We start from the raw sequence: 16,425 nt of genomic DNA, 5'->3' as shown, positions 1-16,425 counted from the left end.
CAGGTGGGCGGGGGTCAGCTCAGCAGTTCCACCTCCGCCAGCGTCGCCTCACCGGTCAGCACCAGCCGGTAGTGCGCGTACGCCTTCGGCTCGGCGACCGAGAAGGCGCGGGTCTGCCGGTCCCAGCGGAAGGACTCGTCCGTGCGCCGGTCCAGGTCCTGCCACGCCGTGCCGTCCGCCGAGCCCTGGAGCACCCAGCCGGTGGGCGCCCTGGTGCGGTCGGAGGAGGTCAGCGTGTACTGCACCGCCTTCGCGGCCTTCTCGACCGGCAGGTCGACCGCGGTGACCGTGGCGCCGGTCGCCGAGGTGTTGTCGAACAGGGCGCCGTCGCCCTTCAGCGCGTCCGAGCGGGGCGTGGGCACCTCGTCGTCCTGGGTGATCGACACCGGCGCCGCGTTCTCGCCGGTGCCCCACGCCGACGGGCGCGGGCCCATGTCGAACTCCAGCACGCCGCCCCTGGCGATCACCGAGTGCGGCAGCGCCGTGGAGTTCCACCGCTTGCCGTTGACCTTCAGCCCCTGCACGTACACGTTCTCGGCGCTGTTCCTCGGCGCCTTGACGACCAGGTCGCGGCCGTTCTCCAGGTGCACGGTCATCTTCGTGAACAGCGGGGAGCCGACGGCGTACTCGCCGCTGCCCATCACCAGCGGGTAGAAGCCGAGCGAGGAGAACAGGTACCAGGCCGACTGCTCGCCGTTGTCCTCGTCGCCGTGGTAACCCTGCCCGATCTCACTGCCGGTGTAGAGACGGGACAGCACCTCGCGCACGTTCTTCTGCGTCTTCCAGGGCTGCCCGGCCGCGTCGTACATGTACAGGGCGTGGTGGGCCACCTGGTTGGAGTGGCCGTACATGCCCATCCGCACGTCGCGCGCCTCGATCATCTCGTGGATGACGCCGCCGTAGGAGCCCTTGAGGTCCGGGGAGGCCGTCTCGGGCGTGGAGAGGTACTCGTCCAGCTTGTCGGCGAGGCCCTTGCGCCCGCCGTACAGGTTGGCGAGGCCCCGGCTGTCCTGGGCGGCGGTGAACGCGTAGCCCCAGCCGTTGGTCTCCGTGTAGTCGTAGCCCCACACCCGGGGGTCGTACGCGGAGGACTTCACCCGCCAGTCGCCCTCGAGGTCGCGGCCCTGGAAGAAGCCCGCCTCGGAGTCGAACAGGTTGACGTAGTCCTGCGCCCGGTCGAGGAAGTACGCGGACTCCTCCTGGTAGCGCTTGTCACCCGTCTTCTCGTACAGCGCCTCGCCCATCCTGGCGATGCCGTAGTCGTTGAGGTAGCCCTCCAGGGCCCAGGACAGGCCCTCGTGGGTCTCGGTGCTGGTGTAGCCGAGGAACGGCGAGGTCGCCATGCCCTTGCGGCCCACACCGGACGACGGCGGCACCACGGTGGCGTTCTTCACCGCCGCGTCGTACGCGGCCTTCGCGTCGAAGGTGTCGACGCCCTTGACGTAGGCGTCCGCGAACGCCACGTCCGAGGAGGTGCCGGTCATCAGGTCCGCGTAACCGGGGGAGGACCAGCGCGAGGTCCAGCCGCCGTCCTTGTAGTGCTGCACGAACCCGTCGACCAGCTCACCGGCCTTGGACGGGGTGAGGAAGGAGTACGCCGGCCAGGTCGTCCGGTAGGTGTCCCAGAAGCCGTTGTTGACGTACACCTTGCCGTCCACGATCTTCGCGCCCGTGCGGGTCGGCGTGTCCTGCTCCGGCATCTTCGAGAACGGCGAGGCGTACTTGTACTTTCCGTCGACCTTCTCGAAGCCCGAGTTCGGGTACAGGTACAGCCGGTAGAGGCTGGAGTAGAGCGTGGTCAGCTGGTCGGGCGTGGCGCCCTCGACCTCGACCTTGCCGAGGATGCGGTCCCACTGGCGCTGCGCGTCCCGCTTGACCTTCTCGAAGGAGGTCTTCCGCCCGATCTCCTGGCGCAGGTTGTCCTTCGCCTGGTCGACGCTGATCAGCGAGGTGGCCAGGCGCAGGGTGACCGTGCGGTCCTCGCCCGCGTCGAAGCGCAGGTGGCCGCGCTCGCCCTGGGAGCCGCCGTCGACCGCCTTGCGGTCGAACTCGCCGTAGACGAACATCCGGGTCGCGCCGGTGGACAGACCGGACTTCACGTCGGAGTAGCCGGTGAAGGAGGAGTTCTCCTCGTCCAGCGTCAGCCCCGCCTGGTCGGTGACGTTGTCGAAGATCACGCTCGCGTCGTCACCGGGGAAGGTGAAGCGCATCATCGCCGCGTGGTCCGTCGGCGCCATCTCGGCCTTCACGCCGTTCTCGAACCGCACCCCGTAGTAGTACGGCCGGGCGGTCTCGTTCTCGTGCCGGAAGGCCAGCTCGCGCGCCTCACGTCCGGTCTCCGGCACGCCCTCCGCGGCCGACGGCATCACCTGGAAGGTCTGCCGGTCGCCCATCCAGGGACTCGGCTCGTGGCTCGCGCTGAACGCCTGGATCGTGGGCAGGTTGTCGTCGTTGTTGTCCGCCGCGTACTCGTAGAGCCAGCTGTCCGACCCGGCGTTGGTCACCGGGGTCCAGAAGTTGAAACCGTGCGGCACCGCCGTCGCGGGGAAGGTGTTGCCGCGCGAGAAGCTGCCGCTGGAGTGGGTGCCGCGGGTGGTCACCGCGTAGTCCGACAGATGGGCCTTCGGCCGCTCGGGCCGCACCCGCTTCAGCGCCACGTCGTCCAGCCAGCCGCGGAACTTCGCCGGGCCCTTGGGGGAGTCGTACGCCACCAGGATCCGGTCGACGGTCTTGCCGCGGGCCACCGAGCCGATCCGGGAGACCACGTTGTTCCACTGATTGACGTACAGCACCTTGGCGTCGCCCTGCCCGCGCGGGGTGAGCGGAAAGCCGTGCTGGTCGGTGGCGCGCAGGTCGCTCAGGTAGGTGCCGTCGGTGAAGGCGAGGTCGACGGCGACGTTCGTGGCGTCGTAGTCGAGGTCGCCGTCCGCCATCGACGGGAAGACCCGGTAGGACAGCTGGGTGTCCCGCTCGACCTTCACGTCGACGTCGAACACCTTGTTGTACGAGTACGCCCGCCCGTCGGCGAGGTGCCGGCCGGCGTAGCGCAGCGCCCGCAGGCCGGTGAAGCCCGCCCGGGCCTTCGCGGTCGGGGAGCCGGTCGGGCCGTGGTCGACCAGCGACAGCATGTTCCCGGGGACCGGTTCGTCCTCGCCGCCGGCCGCGAACTGCACGTCGGCGAGCTGCACCAGGTTGCCGCTGCCGTTCCTGGTGATCTCCAGCCGGAAGTGCCGGTACGCGCCGACGGCCGACGCGTCCAGCGGGTACGTCTTCGTCTGGAAGCGCTCCTCGAACGTCTCGCCCGAGCGGGTGTCGAGGGTCGTCCAGTTCTCGCCGTCGGCGGAGCCCTTGAGGGTCCAGTCGCGCGGGTCGCGCTCCTCGTGGTCGTTGGCGGAGGTGAGCGCGTAGCGCAGCACCTCGACCGGCGCGTCGAAGTCGAACTCCAGCCAGGCGGTGGGCTCGAAGGCCAGCCACTTGGTGCCGGCCAGGCTGTCGACGAGGTGCTCCTTCACCTCCCGGCCGCTGGTGTTCTCCGCGCTCGCGCGGACGTTCGTGACGTCGTCGGTGATGTTGCCGGGTATGCCGGCGCTGTAGCCGCCGTCGACGCCGGAGGCGCGTGCGCCGCCGCGCGTCGTCTCCACGGTGTTCAGCCAGTCCGGGGCGGGCTCCCCGGACTCGAACGACGAGGCGAACTCCCGGTCGGTTCCCGGCGGCGCGTCGGGCAGCGCCACGGCGACGCCCTGCGAGCCCGCGGCAAGGGCGAGGGCGGTCGCCGCGACGACCGCCCTTCCCCATCTGTGCCGAACCCTCTGTTGCATGCGCGAGCACCCTCCCTGCGCTGGACAACGTTGTCAATTGCAGTACGCAAGGACCAGTAGTGGGTCAAGTGACCGATGATGTCAAGGGGGTTGATGGGCGCATTCGCCGACGATGGCGCGGACTTTTCCGTTGCGCAAGGCGCCCGAGGCTCTTATTTCCGTGAGGTCTCAACTCGGAAAAGACGTAAGGGGAACCTTGCATTCGATCTTGCTCCGTCGGCGTGAAGTGGACTATACCTGTCGGCACTCCGGGGCAATCTTCACCGCACCCGACCCGTACCAGCCGCACTTCCTGCACGACCCAGCTTGACCCGAACGCGGTGCCGGGAAGGATCCGGTTCACCGCCTGAGTCCTGGAGAAGGCGAGGACTTGAGCATGGGATCCACTTCCGTCGGCAGCAACGGCACCGGTGACACGAGTGGTGTGGGGCGCCGTGACCTGATCAAACGGTCCGCCGCACTCGGCCTGCTGTCCGTCCCCACGATGAGCTTCCTGTCCGCCTGTGCCAGCGGCGGCGGCGGGGAGGACGACTCCGGTGACAACAAGGGCGAGACGACCGAATCCAACCCCTTCGGCGTCAAGGAAGGCAGCAAACTCGACATCGTCATCTTCAAGGGCGGTTACGGCGACGACTACGCGAAAGCCTGGGAAGCCTCGTTCGAGAAGAAATGGGGAGTGACGTCGGTCCACACCGGCACCCAGGAGATCACGGGCAAGCTCCAGCCCCGCTTCAACGCCGGCAACCCGCCGGACATCGTCGACGACTCCGGCGCCCAGCAGATCCCGATCGACGTGCTGTACAGGAACGGCCAGCTCCTGGACCTCGCCGAGGTGCTGGACGCCCCGTCGATCGACGACCCCGGCACCAAGGTGCGCGACACCCTCATCCCCGGCACGCTCGACACCGGCATGCAGGAGGGCAAGGTCGTCGCCCTCAACTACATCTACACGGTGTGGGGCCTGTGGTACTCCGGCAAGCTCTTCCAGGAGAAGGGCTGGGAGCCGCCGAAGACCTGGGCGGACTTCCTCGCCGTCTGCGCGGACGCCAAGGCGCAGGGCATCGGCGGCCTCGCCCACCAGGGCAAGTTCCCGTACTACATCAACGTCGCCATCATGGACCTGATCGCCAAGAAGGGCGGCCTGGACGCCATGAAGGCGATCGACAACCTCGACCCCAAGGCGTTCGTCGGCTCCGACGCCGCCACGGAGGCCATCGAGGCGATCTACGAGGTCGTGGAGAAGGGCTACTTGATGCCCGGCACCAACGGCCTGACCCACACCGAGTCGCAGACCCGCTGGAACCAGTACAAGGCCGCGTTCATCACCAGCGGCTCCTGGCTCGAGAACGAGCAGCTCAAGACGACGCCGGACGACTTCGACATGAAGTTCCTGCCGATGCCGCTGCTGCCCGGCAGCGCCCTGCCGTTCGAGGCGATCCGGGCCGGCTCCGGCGAGCCCTTCATCATCCCGTCCAAGGCCAGGAACCAGCCCGCGGCCAAGGAGTTCATGCGGATGATGCTCTCCAGGGAGTGGTCGACGCTGTTCGCCAAGGAGGCCAACTCGCTGACCATCCTCAAGGACGGCGTCGACCCCGGCGTCGAGCTGCGGCCGGGCACCCAGTCCACGGTCGAGGCGACCAAGGCGGCCGGCGACAACACCTTCCGCTACCTGTACACCGAGTGGTACAGCGAGATGGGCGCCGCCATCGAGAACGCCTCCAACGAGCTGATGGCCCGGCGCATCCAGCCCAAGGAATGGCTCAAGCGGGCCCAGGCCGCGGTCGACAAGCAGGCCAAGGACCCGGCCTCGAAGAAGAACCGCCGCGACTGATCTCGCTCGACCGACGACCGCCGCGGACCGGGAAGGGATCCCGGTCCGCGGCGGCCACACCCAGGGGCAGGGACGCCATGCGCACAGGGCAGCACCGGTTCGTCGCGGGATTTCTCCTCTTTCCCGTGGCGCTCTATCTGATCTTCGTGATCTGGCCGTACATCCAGACCTTCGGCTATTCGCTGACCGACTGGAAGGGACAGTCGCAGACCTTCGAGTTCATCGGCCTGGACAACTACACGACGTTGTTCGAGGACGACATCTTCATGGGTGCCATCTGGCACAACATCCTGTTCCTGGTGTTCATCCCGGTGATCACCATTCTGCTCGCGCTGTTCTTCGCGTTCATGCTGAACGCGGGCGGACGCGGCCGTTCCGGAGGGGTCTCCGGAGTCGCCGGATCGAAGTACTACCGGGTGATCTATTTCTTCCCGCAGGTGCTGTCGCTGGCGATTCTCGCCGTCCTCTTCGGCGCCGTCTACCGCAGCGACGGCGGCGGCATGCTGAACGGCCTCCTGATCGAACTCGGACTGGTCGACGCGAGCAATCCGGTGGAATGGCTCAACGAGCCGGACGTCGTGCTGTGGGCCCTCATGGCGGTCGTCGTCTGGCACGGCGTCGGCTTCTATCTGGTGCTTTTCTCCGCGGCCATGCAGTCCATTCCCAAGGACATCTACGAGGCCGCCCTGATCGACGGGGCGAGCCGCACCCAGTCGTTCTTCCGCATCACCCTGCCGCTGCTCTGGGACTCCGTGCAGACCGCCTGGGTCTACCTCGGCATCGCGGCGATGGACATGTTCATCCTGGTCTCCACCATGACCGCCGGCGACTACGGCGGCGGACCCGACCACCACAGCGAGGTCATGTCCACCGTGATGATGCGCAACTTCCTGCTGTACGGCCGCAGCGGCTACGCCTGCGCCATGGGCGTGGTCATGCTGCTCCTCACCCTGATCGTGTCCGTGGTCATGCTGCGCGCCACCCGTCGCGAGCGCATCGAGTTCTGAGGGCGGAGCAACGACGATGAGCGCACCCCTGAAGGAAACCGCCCCCGCCGGCGACTCCACCCCGCCCCCGCCCCCGGTGAGCAAGGGCGCCGTCCGCCCCGGCGACCGGCGCGGCGAGGGCGTGGTGCTGAACGTCTTCTCGCACGGCTTCCTCGCCGTGTGGGCGGTGCTGATCGTGCTGCCGCTGCTGTGGCTGGTGCTGAGCAGTTTCAAGACCGACGCGCAGATCGGCGCCTCGGCCTTCGGCTGGCCGCAGAACTGGGACCTCGGCGTCTTCTCCCGCGCCTGGGAGAAGGGCATCGGCGACTACTTCACCAGCACCGTGATCGTGCTGGTGATCTCGGTGCCGCTGACCATGCTGTTCGGCTCGATGGCCGCCTACGTGCTGGCCCGCTACGAGTTCCGGGGCAACCGCCTGCTGTACTACTTCTTCGTCGCGGGCGCGATGTTCCCCGTGTTCCTCGCCCTCGTGCCGCTGTTCTTCATGGTCAAGCGGCTCGACATGCTGAACACCTACCACGGCCTGGCCCTGGTGTACGTGGCCTACTCGCTGCCGTTCACGGTGTTCTTCATGCACGCCTTCTTCCGGACCCTGCCCACGGCGGTCTTCGAGGCGGCGATCCTGGACGGCGCCTCGCACACCCGGACGTTCTTCCAGGTCATGCTGCCGATGGCCAAGCCCGGACTGATCAGCGTCGGGATCTTCAACACGCTCGGCCAGTGGAACCAGTACATCCTGCCGACCGTGCTGATGCAGCCGCAGAGCGGTGACGACCCGGAGCGCTACGTGCTCACCCAGGGCCTCATCCAGCTCCAGCAGCAGCAGGGCTACGCCTCCGACCTGCCGGTGCTCTTCGCCGGCGTGACCATCGCCATGGTGCCCATGCTGGTGGTCTACCTGTCCTTCCAGCGGCAGGTGCAGGCCGGCCTCACCTCCGCCACCTTGAAGTAACGCAGCGGAACCCGCCCCTCACACGCCGCTCCCGCCCCAGGGAGCGGCGTGTGCGCGTAGGTCCGTGCGCCCGGAAACGGTTCAACCTCTTGACGGGAGGCGACCCGAACGGCTCAGCTTAGAGTTCACTAGTTGGACATGAACGGGGCCCCGCCGAAGCGGCCCCGCGCGCAGGAGGTCGTCGTGGAGACTCCCGGGTCGCAGTCGTCGCTGCACCGAGCCAACCTGGAGCGGGTCGTCCGGGCAGTACGTCTGGCGGGGTCCCTCACCCAGGCGGAGATCGCGAGGACGACCGGACTGTCCGCGGCCACGGTCTCCAACATCGTCCGGGAGCTCAAGGAGCGCGGCACGGTCGAGGTGACTCCCACGTCGGCGGGGGGACGCCGGGCCCGCAGCGTGTCGCTCAGCGGGGACGCCGGCATCGTCATCGGGGTCGACTTCGGCCACACCCACCTGCGGGTCGCGGTGGGCAACCTCGCTCACCAGGTGCTGGCGGAGGAGTCCGAGCCGCTGGACGTGGACGCCTCCTCCTCCCAGGGCTTCGACCGGGCGGAACAGCTGGTCGACCGGCTGATCGAGGCCACCGGGGTGGACCGGTCCAAGGTCGCGGGCGTCGGGCTCGGCGTGCCCGGCCCGATCGACGTCGAGTCCGGCACCCTCGGGTCCACCGCGATCCTGCCCGGCTGGTCCGGGACCCGTCCCGCCGAGGAGCTGCGGGGGCGGCTCGGCGTGCCGGTGCACGTGGACAACGACGCCAACCTCGGCGCCCTCGGCGAGATGGTCTGGGGCAGCGGCCGGGGCGTGCGCGACCTGGCGTACATCAAGGTCGCCAGCGGTGTCGGCGCCGGCCTGGTGATCAGCGGGAAGATCTACCGCGGTCCGGGCGGCACCGCGGGCGAGATCGGGCACATCACCCTCGACGAGTCCGGCCCGGTCTGCCGCTGCGGCAACCGCGGCTGCCTGGAGACCTTCACGGCCGCGCGCTACGTGCTGCCGCTCCTCCAGCCCAGCCACGGCACGGACTTGACCATGGAGGGCGTCGTACGGCTGGCCCGGGACGGCGACCCGGGATGCCGCCGGGTGATCGCCGACGTGGGCCGTCACATCGGCAGCGGTGTCGCCAATCTGTGCAATCTCCTGAACCCGAGCCGAGTCGTGCTCGGCGGCGATCTGGCCGAGGCCGGCGAGCTGGTCCTGGCCCCCATAAGGGAGTCCGTGGGACGCTACGCCATCCCCAGTGCCGCGCGTCAACTCTCCGTTCTTCCAGGGGCACTCGGGGGCCGCGCGGAGGTGCTGGGCGCCCTCGCCCTGGCGCTGAGCGAGATGGGCGATTCGACCCTTCTGGACGGAACTGCGACGGGGACCCTCGCCGCGTCCGCCCCTGCCTTCACTTAGAGAACGGATGGCACCGTTGCCATCTCGTTAAGGATTTACTTCTTGACGTCGCACGTGTGGCCGAGTTGACTTCCAGCCACCTCGGCCGCAACGACGCGGCCTCGTCAGGGAGGTTTGTAGAAGTGAACACGCGTATGCGTCGTGCCGCCTTCGCCATCGCCGCGGGTGCGATGGCCGTCTCGCTCGCCGCCTGTGGCAGCGCCGCGGAGTCCGGCGACAAGAGCGACTCGGGTGAATCCGCCGCCGCCAAGGGTGACGACATCAAGGTCGGTCTGCTCCTGCCGGAGAACCAGACCGCGCGGTACGAGAAGCTCGACAAGCCCTTGATCGAGAAGAAGGTCAAGGAGCTCACGAACAACAAGGGCGAGGTGGTCTACGCCAACGCCAAGCAGGACGCCAGCCTGCAGAACCAGCAGGTCGACACGATGGTGACCAACAAGGTCGACGTGCTCATCGTGGACGCGGTGGACTCCAAGGCCATCGCCGGCTCCGTGAAGAAGGCCAAGGACGCGGGCATCCCCGTCGTCGCCTACGACCGCCTCGCCGAGGGCCCGATCGACGCCTACACGTCGTTCGACAACGTGACCGTCGGCAAGACGCAGGGCGAGGCCCTGCTCGAGGCGCTGGGCGACAAGGCCAAGGACGGCCAGATCGTCATGATGAACGGCTCCTCCACCGACCCGAACGCCGCCATGTTCAAGGAGGGCGCGCACTCCGTCCTCGACGGCAAGGTCAAGATCGGGCGCGAGTACGACACCAAGGAGTGGAAGCCCGAGAACGCCAACGCCAACATGGAGGGCGCCATCTCCGCCCTCGGCAAGGACAAGATCGTCGGCGTCTACTCCGCCAACGACGGCATGGCGGGCGGCATCATCACCGCCCTCAAGGCCGCGGGCATGAAGAACATCCCGGTCACCGGCCAGGACGCCGAACTCGCGGGCGTGCAGCGCATCGTGACCGGTGAGCAGTACATGAGCGTCTACAAGCCGTACCCGCAGGAGGCGGAGGTCGCCGCGGAGATGGCCGTCGCGCTGGCCCAGGGCAAGTCGCTGGACTCCATCGCCAAGGACAAGGTCGACAGCCCCACCACCAAGGGGATCCCGTCGGTGATCGTCCCGGTCGTCTCGCTGACCCAGGACAACATCAACGACACCGTGATCAAGGACGGCATCTACACCGTCCAGGAGATCTGCGCCGGCAAGTACAAGGCCGCCTGCGACAAGATCGGCCTCAAGTAAGCAGTCCCGCCGCCCGTCGACAAGGGGAGTCCGCAGACCCGGACTCCCCGACGGGACGACTGCCACGCGCTTCCGCCGGCGCCCCGCACACATCAGCCCCGCAAGCTACGCGGGGCGCCGGACGGAACACCCCCCCAATCCCTTGCACAACCTCCCGCCGGGTCAGGCGGCGAAGGAGATGGTTCACGTGTCCGCTACGCCCGTGCTGGCGTTGCGCGGGGTCTCCAAGCGGTTCGGTGCCGTCCAGGCGCTCACCGACGTCGAGCTTGAGGTCCACGCCGGTGAAGTGGTCGCCCTGGTGGGCGACAACGGTGCCGGAAAGTCCACGCTGGTCAAGACGATCGCCGGCGTGCACCCCATCGATGAAGGCGTCATCGAGTGGGACGGCAGGCCCGTGCAGATCAGCAAGCCGCACGACGCCCAGAACCTGGGCATCGCGACGGTGTACCAGGACCTCGCGCTGTGCGACAACATCGACGTCGTCGGCAACCTCTACCTGGGCCGGGAGCTGCGCAGGCGCGGCGTCCTGGACGAGGTGGAGATGGAGCGCCGCTCCCGCGAGCTCCTCGACACCCTGTCGATCCGCATCCCCAGCGTCCGCATCCCGATCGCCTCGCTGTCCGGTGGGCAGCGCCAGGTGGTCGCCATCGCCCGGTCCATGCTCGGCGAGCCCAAGCTGGTCATCCTGGACGAGCCCACCGCCGCCCTCGGCGTCGAGCAGACCGCACAGGTCCTCGACCTGGTCGAGCGGCTGCGCGAGCGCGGCCACGCGGTCATCCTCATCAGCCACAACATGGCGGACGTGAAGGCCGTGGCGGACAAGGTCGCCGTCCTGCGTCTCGGACGCAACAACGGCGTCTTCGAGGTCAAGTCGACCTCGCAGGAAGAAATCATCTCCGCCATCACGGGCGCCACGGACAACGCCGTGACCCGTCGTGCGGCGCGCACCAATGGGGAGATCACGAAGTGAGCACCGAGAAGACCTCCACCCCCGCCGCCGAGGACCACTCCGTGGCGAACCCCGACGCGGCCGCCAAGGCGGTCACCGCGGTCGACCCCCGGCTGCTGGTGCGCGAACAGGGGCTGGCGGGCTACTGGAACGAGTTCAAGCGGAAGATGAAGGCGGGTGACCTCGGCTCCATACCCGTGGTGGTCGGCCTGCTGGTCATCTGGGCCATCTTCACCAGCCTGAACGGCAACTTCCTCACCGCCGGCAACTTCTCCGACATGTCCGTCGCCATGGTCGGCACCGGCATGATCGCCGTCGGCATCGTCTTCGTCCTGCTGCTCGGCGAGATCGACCTGTCGGTCGGTTCCGTCAGCGGTGTCGCGGGCGCCACGTTCGCCGTGCTGAACATCACGAACGGCATGAACGAGATCCTGGCCCTGGTGCTGGCGATCCTCACGGGCACCGTCGCCGGTGCGATCCACGGCTTCATCTTCGCCCGGATCGGCGTGCCCGCCTTCGCCGTCACCCTCGCCGGCCTGCTGTTCTGGCAGGGCTTCATGCTCCAGATCCTCGGTGACAACGGCACCATCAACCTGGACTCCGAGGGCCTGGTCGTCAAGCTGACCAGCTACTACTTCACCGACGTGGCCGCCGCGTACGGTCTGGCGCTGTTCGCGACCGTGGCGTACTTCCTCGCCGCGTTCTTCGACAACCGCCGCCGTGAGGCCGCCGGGGTGCCCTCCCGCCCGCTGAACGAGATCATCGTGCGGACGGCGCTGCTCGCGATCCTGGCCTTCGCCGTCGCGATCGTGTTCAACCAGTACAAGGGTCTGCCGCTGGCCGTGGTGATCTTCCTGGCCTTCCTGGTCCTCACGGACTTCGTGCTGCGCCGCACCTCCTACGGCCGCAAGGTGTTCGCGCTCGGCGGCAGCGTCGAGGCGTCCCGCCGGGCCGGCATCAACGTGGAGCTGATCCGGATCTCGGTCTTCGCGATCGCCGGCACCTTCGCCGCGATGGGCGGTCTGTTCGTCGCCTCGAAGATCGCCTCCGCGAACCAGGGCGCCGGTACCGGTGAGTTCCTGATGAACGTCATCGCCGCGGCGGTGATCGGCGGCACCTCGCTCTTCGGCGGCCGTGGCCGCACGTGGGACGCGCTGCTCGGTGTGATGGTCATCGTGTCCATCCAGTACGGACTGGCGCTGGAGGGCATCGCCTCCCCGGTGCAGTACATGATCACCGGTGGTGTGCTGCTCGCCACCGTCGTCATCGACGCGGTGACGCGGAAGACGCAGAAGACCGCGGGGCGGGCCTAGCCCCGGCTCGTCGGCGGCGGGCCGGTCATCGGCCGCTCGCGCCCACGCGGCGAAGCCGCACGCCGACAGAGCGCCGCGCCCCTCGGGGCGTGACTGTGCCCGGCGCCTCCTCAGGCGCCGGGCACAGCCGTGTCGCAGGAGGCGGGATGCGGGGTACTGCCGAACGGGTGACGTACGACGCACCGCCCCGGGAACGATCGGTTGAGCGGAAGATTAGACTCGACCCGCCCGGCAACAGCTCGATCAGCTCTACTGCAAGGAGGCACGGGTGCCGCTGCTGACCCGCATCAGGGGACCGCGCGATCTGGACCGGCTCACCCTGGAGGAGCTCGACCAGCTGGCCGGGGAGATCCGGACCTTTCTCGTCGACGCGGTCTCCAAGACCGGCGGCCACCTCGGCCCCAACCTCGGCGTGGTGGAGCTCACCATCGCCCTGCACCGGGTGTTCGAGTCCCCCAAGGACAAGGTCCTCTGGGACACCGGCCACCAGTCCTACGTGCACAAACTGCTGACCGGCCGGCAGGACTTCTCCAAGCTGAAGATGAAGGGCGGCCTCTCGGGCTACCCCTCGCAGGCCGAGTCCGAGCACGACGTCATCGAGAACAGCCACGCCTCCACCGTCCTCGGCTGGGCCGACGGCATCGCCAAGGCCAACCAGCTCATGAAGCGCGACGACAGCCACGTCGTCGCGGTCATCGGCGACGGCGCCCTCACCGGCGGCATGGCCTGGGAGGCGCTCAACAACATCGCCGACGCCAAGGACCGCCCGCTGGTCATCGTCGTCAACGACAACGAGCGCTCCTACTCGCCCACCATCGGCGGCCTCGCCAACCACCTGGCGACCCTGCGCACCACCGACGGCTACGAGCGCTTCCTGACCCGCACCAAGGACCTCCTGGAGCGCACCCCGGTCGTCGGCCAGGCCCTCTACGACACCCTGCACGGCGCGAAGAAGGGCCTGAAGGACTTCATCGCCCCGCAGGGCATGTTCGAGGACCTCGGCCTGAAGTACGTCGGCCCCATCGACGGCCACGACATCGAGGCCCTGGAGTCCGCGCTGGCCCGCGCCAAGCGGTTCAACGGCCCGGTGATCGTGCACTGCATCACCGAGAAGGGCCGCGGCTACCAGCCCGCCCTCCAGGACGAGGCGGACCGCTTCCACGCCGTCGGCAAGATCCACCCCGACACGGGCCTGCCGATCGCCACCTCGGGCGCCGACTGGACGTCCGTCTTCGGCGAGGAGATGGTCAAGCTCGGCGAGGAGCGCGAGGACGTCGTCGCCATCACCGCCGCCATGCTCCAGCCGGTCGGCCTCGACAAGTTCGCCAAGCGCTTCCCCGACCGGGTCTACGACGTCGGCATCGCCGAGCAGCACGGCGCGGTCTCCGCCGCCGGCCTCGCCCACGCGGGCGTCCACCCCGTCTTCGCCGTGTACGCCACCTTCCTGAACCGCGCCTTCGACCAGGTGCTCATGGACGTGGCCCTGCACCGGTGCGGGGTGACCTTCGTGCTGGACCGGGCCGGCGTCACCGGCACCGACGGCGCCTCCCACAACGGCATGTGGGACATGTCGATCCTCCAGGTCGTGCCCGGCCTCCGGCTCGCCGCCCCGCGCGACGCCGACCAGGTGCGCGCCCAGCTCCGCGAGGCCGTCGCCGTCGAGGACGCCCCCACCGTGGTGCGCTTCTCCAAGGGCGCCGTCGGCCCCGCCGTGCCCGCGGTGGGCCGCGTCGGCGGCATGGACGTGCTGCGCGAGCCCGGCACCGACACCCCCGACGTGCTGCTGGTCTCCGTGGGAGCGCTCGCGCCGATGTGCCTGGAGGTCGCGTCGCTGCTGGACCGGCAGGGCATCTCCACCACCGTCGTCGACCCGCGCTGGGTCAAGCCCGTCGACGAGGCCATGGCCCCGCTCGCCGCGAAGCACCGCGTCGTCGTCACCGTCGAGGACAACTCGCGCGTCGGCGGTGTCGGCTCCGCCGTCGCCCAGGCGCTGCGCGACGCCGGGGTGGACATGCCGCTGCGCGACTTCGGCATCCCGCCGCGCTTCCTCGACCACGCCTCGCGCGCCGAGGTGCTCGCCGAGATCGGGCTGACCGCCCCGGACGTCGCCCGCCAGGTCACCGGCCTCGTGGCCAAGCTGGACGGGAAGTACGAGCGCTCCTCCGCGGACGCCGTCGACTCGGTGGAGCCCGCCCGGGACTGACCCGCCGTCCGCGCGCGACACGCCCTCACGGGGCCGGTCGCGCTCACGTGGTCCGGACGGGCCGCGCGTGCCACTGTGAAGAGTGGCGCGCGCGGCCCGCTCGCGTGAAGGCGCCCGCGTCGGGGCATGCGCGTCACGCCCCCTCTCGATCATGTCGAGGACGACAAGCGTGGGAGGTACCCGTGACAAGCCCCCTCTTCCGGACGAAGAAGGTGGAGGAGTCCATCCGCGACACCGAGGAGCCCGAGCACGCCCTCAAGAAGTCCCTGTCCGCGCTGGATCTCACCGTCTTCGGCGTCGGCGTCATCATCGGCACCGGCATCTTCGTCCTCACCGGTACGGTCGCCAAGGACAACGCCGGGCCGGCCACCGCCCTGGCCTTCGCGGTGGCCGGTGTCGTCTGCGCGCTCGCCGCGCTCTGCTACGCCGAGTTCGCCTCCACCGTCCCCGTGGCGGGCTCCGCGTACACGTTCTCGTACGCCTCCCTGGGCGAGCTGCCGGCCTGGATCATCGGCTGGGACCTGGTCCTGGAGTTCGCGCTCGGCACGGCGGTGGTGGCCGTCGGCTGGTCGGGCTACATCCAGTCGCTCATGGAGAACGCCGGGTGGGAGATGCCCGCGGTGCTCGGCAGCCGCGAGGGCTCCGACGTGTTCGGCTTCGACATCCTCGCCGCCGTCCTGGTGCTGGTGCTCACCGGCGTCCTCGTCCTCGGCATGAAGCTGTCCGCCCGGGTCACCTCGGTCGTCGTCGCCGTCAAGGTGACCGTCGTGCTGGTCGTGATCATCGCCGGCGCCTTCTTCATCACCGCCGACAACTACGACCCGTTCATCCCGCCCGCCCAGCCCGTCCCGGCCGGGCAGAGCCTCGACTCCCCGCTGATCCAGCTGATGTTCGGCTGGGCCCCGGCCAACTTCGGCGTGATGGGCATCTTCACCGCCGCCTCGGTGGTCTTCTTCGCCTTCATCGGCTTCGACATCGTCGCCACGGCCGCGGAGGAGACCAAGAACCCGCAGCGCGACATGCCCCGCGGCATCCTCGGCTCGCTGTTCATCTGCACCCTGCTGTACGTCCTGGTGTCGATCGTCGTCACCGGCATGCAGCACTACACCGAACTGTCCGTGGACGCCCCGCTCGCGGACGCGTTCAAGGCCACCGGACATCCCTGGTTCGCCGGCTTCATCAGCTTCGGGGCCGCCGTCGGCCTGACGACCGTCTGCATGATCCTGCTGCTCGGCCAGACCCGGGTGTTCTTCGCGATGAGCCGCGACGGGCTGCTGCCCCGCTTCTTCTCCCGGGTCCACCCGCGCTTCAAGACCCCGCACCGGCCGACCATCCTGCTCGGCGTCCTCATCGCGGTGCTGGCCGGCTTCACCCCGCTCAACGAACTGGCCGCGCTGGTGAACATCGGCACGCTGTTCGCCTTCGTCATCGTCGCGATCAGCGTGCTCATCCTCCGCCGCACCCGGCCCGACCTGCCCCGCGCCTTCCGCGCCCCGTGGGTGCCGGTGCTGCCGATCGTGTCGGTGGCGGCCTCGCTGTGGCTGATGCTCAACCTGCCCGCCGAGACCTGGATCCGGTTCGGCGTCTGGATGGCGATCGGCGTCGTCGTGTACTTCCTCTACAGCCGCCGCCACAGCCGGCTGGCGCGCGGGAAGGACGCGGAGCCCGGCGCCGCCGGATCCTCCGGCGGGGGATCCGGCTGACCCGGCCGGTCCGCCC

The 16,425-nt window shown here is 68.9% G+C and carries 10 protein-coding genes; 9 read left to right on the top strand and 1 reads right to left on the bottom strand.

The window, feature by feature from the left end; all coding sequences use genetic code 11:
• Window positions 1-14 precede the first annotated feature (14 nt).
• Complete coding sequence (locus C1708_RS07590; protein ID WP_106411932.1) at window positions 15-3,818, bottom strand: GH92 family glycosyl hydrolase; 3,804 nt, start codon at window positions 3,816-3,818, stop codon at window positions 15-17.
• A gap of 376 nt (window positions 3,819-4,194) precedes the next feature.
• Between C1708_RS07590 and ngcE the strand changes: the two genes are divergently transcribed.
• The 9 genes from ngcE to C1708_RS07545 all read left to right on the top strand — a co-directional run bounded on the left by ngcE (window position 4,195) and on the right by C1708_RS07545 (window position 16,409).
• Window positions 4,195-5,649: an N-acetylglucosamine/diacetylchitobiose ABC transporter substrate-binding protein gene (gene ngcE, locus C1708_RS07585; RefSeq protein ID WP_106411931.1), complete on the top strand. Its 1,455-nt coding sequence runs from the start codon at window positions 4,195-4,197 to the stop codon at window positions 5,647-5,649.
• Between the two features lie 77 nt (window positions 5,650-5,726).
• Window positions 5,727-6,656, top strand: a complete 930-nt coding sequence (locus C1708_RS07580; RefSeq protein WP_106411930.1) for a carbohydrate ABC transporter permease — start codon at window positions 5,727-5,729, stop codon at window positions 6,654-6,656.
• Window positions 6,657-6,672: 16 nt separating this feature from the next.
• A complete protein-coding gene (locus C1708_RS07575) occupies window positions 6,673-7,608 on the top strand; it encodes a carbohydrate ABC transporter permease (RefSeq protein WP_106411929.1) in 936 nt (311 codons plus the stop codon).
• Between the two features lie 183 nt (window positions 7,609-7,791).
• The gene (locus C1708_RS07570) at window positions 7,792-9,003 is read left to right on the top strand and encodes an ROK family transcriptional regulator (protein WP_106416205.1); all 1,212 of its coding nucleotides are present in this window, start codon (window positions 7,792-7,794) and stop codon (window positions 9,001-9,003) included.
• A 134-nt stretch (window positions 9,004-9,137) separates the two neighbouring features.
• The gene (locus C1708_RS07565) at window positions 9,138-10,241 is read left to right on the top strand and encodes an ABC transporter substrate-binding protein (RefSeq protein WP_198602703.1); all 1,104 of its coding nucleotides are present in this window, start codon (window positions 9,138-9,140) and stop codon (window positions 10,239-10,241) included.
• 178 nt (window positions 10,242-10,419) lie between these two features.
• Entirely contained in the window at window positions 10,420-11,211 is a 792-nt protein-coding gene (locus C1708_RS07560; protein ID WP_198602424.1) for an ATP-binding cassette domain-containing protein, read from the top strand.
• On the top strand, window positions 11,208-12,503 hold the full coding sequence (locus tag C1708_RS07555) for a sugar ABC transporter permease (protein WP_106411926.1): 1,296 nt from the start codon (window positions 11,208-11,210) through the stop codon (window positions 12,501-12,503). Before C1708_RS07560 ends, C1708_RS07555 begins: the two co-directional genes overlap by 4 nt.
• A gap of 268 nt (window positions 12,504-12,771) precedes the next feature.
• Window positions 12,772-14,706 carry a 1-deoxy-D-xylulose-5-phosphate synthase gene (dxs, locus tag C1708_RS07550; protein WP_106411925.1) on the top strand — a complete coding sequence of 645 codons (1,935 nt, stop codon included), beginning with the start codon at window positions 12,772-12,774 and terminating at the stop codon, window positions 14,704-14,706.
• Window positions 14,707-14,888: 182 nt separating this feature from the next.
• Complete coding sequence (locus tag C1708_RS07545; protein WP_106411924.1) at window positions 14,889-16,409, top strand: amino acid permease; 1,521 nt, start codon at window positions 14,889-14,891, stop codon at window positions 16,407-16,409.
• Window positions 16,410-16,425 lie beyond the last annotated feature (16 nt).

Origin of the sequence: Streptomyces sp. DH-12 (assembly GCF_002899455.1) — a bacterium.
Taxonomy (GTDB): domain Bacteria; phylum Actinomycetota; class Actinomycetes; order Streptomycetales; family Streptomycetaceae; genus Streptomyces.
This window is presented reverse-complemented; position numbering and strand designations above follow the sequence as displayed.

What these genes read in the sequence shown, in the direction of transcription:
- ngcE (WP_106411931.1), top strand. Translation starts at nt 4,195, where the DNA reads ATGGGATCCACTTCCGTCGGCAGCAACGGCACCGGTGACACGAGTGGT.
- C1708_RS07580 (WP_106411930.1), top strand. Translation starts at nt 5,727, where the DNA reads ATGCGCACAGGGCAGCACCGGTTCGTCGCGGGATTTCTCCTCTTTCCC.
- C1708_RS07590 (WP_106411932.1), bottom strand. Translation starts at nt 3,818, where the DNA reads ATGCAACAGAGGGTTCGGCACAGATGGGGAAGGGCGGTCGTCGCGGCG.
- C1708_RS07560 (WP_198602424.1), top strand. Translation starts at nt 10,420, where the DNA reads ATGGTTCACGTGTCCGCTACGCCCGTGCTGGCGTTGCGCGGGGTCTCC.
- C1708_RS07565 (WP_198602703.1), top strand. Translation starts at nt 9,138, where the DNA reads ATGCGTCGTGCCGCCTTCGCCATCGCCGCGGGTGCGATGGCCGTCTCG.
- C1708_RS07575 (WP_106411929.1), top strand. Translation starts at nt 6,673, where the DNA reads ATGAGCGCACCCCTGAAGGAAACCGCCCCCGCCGGCGACTCCACCCCG.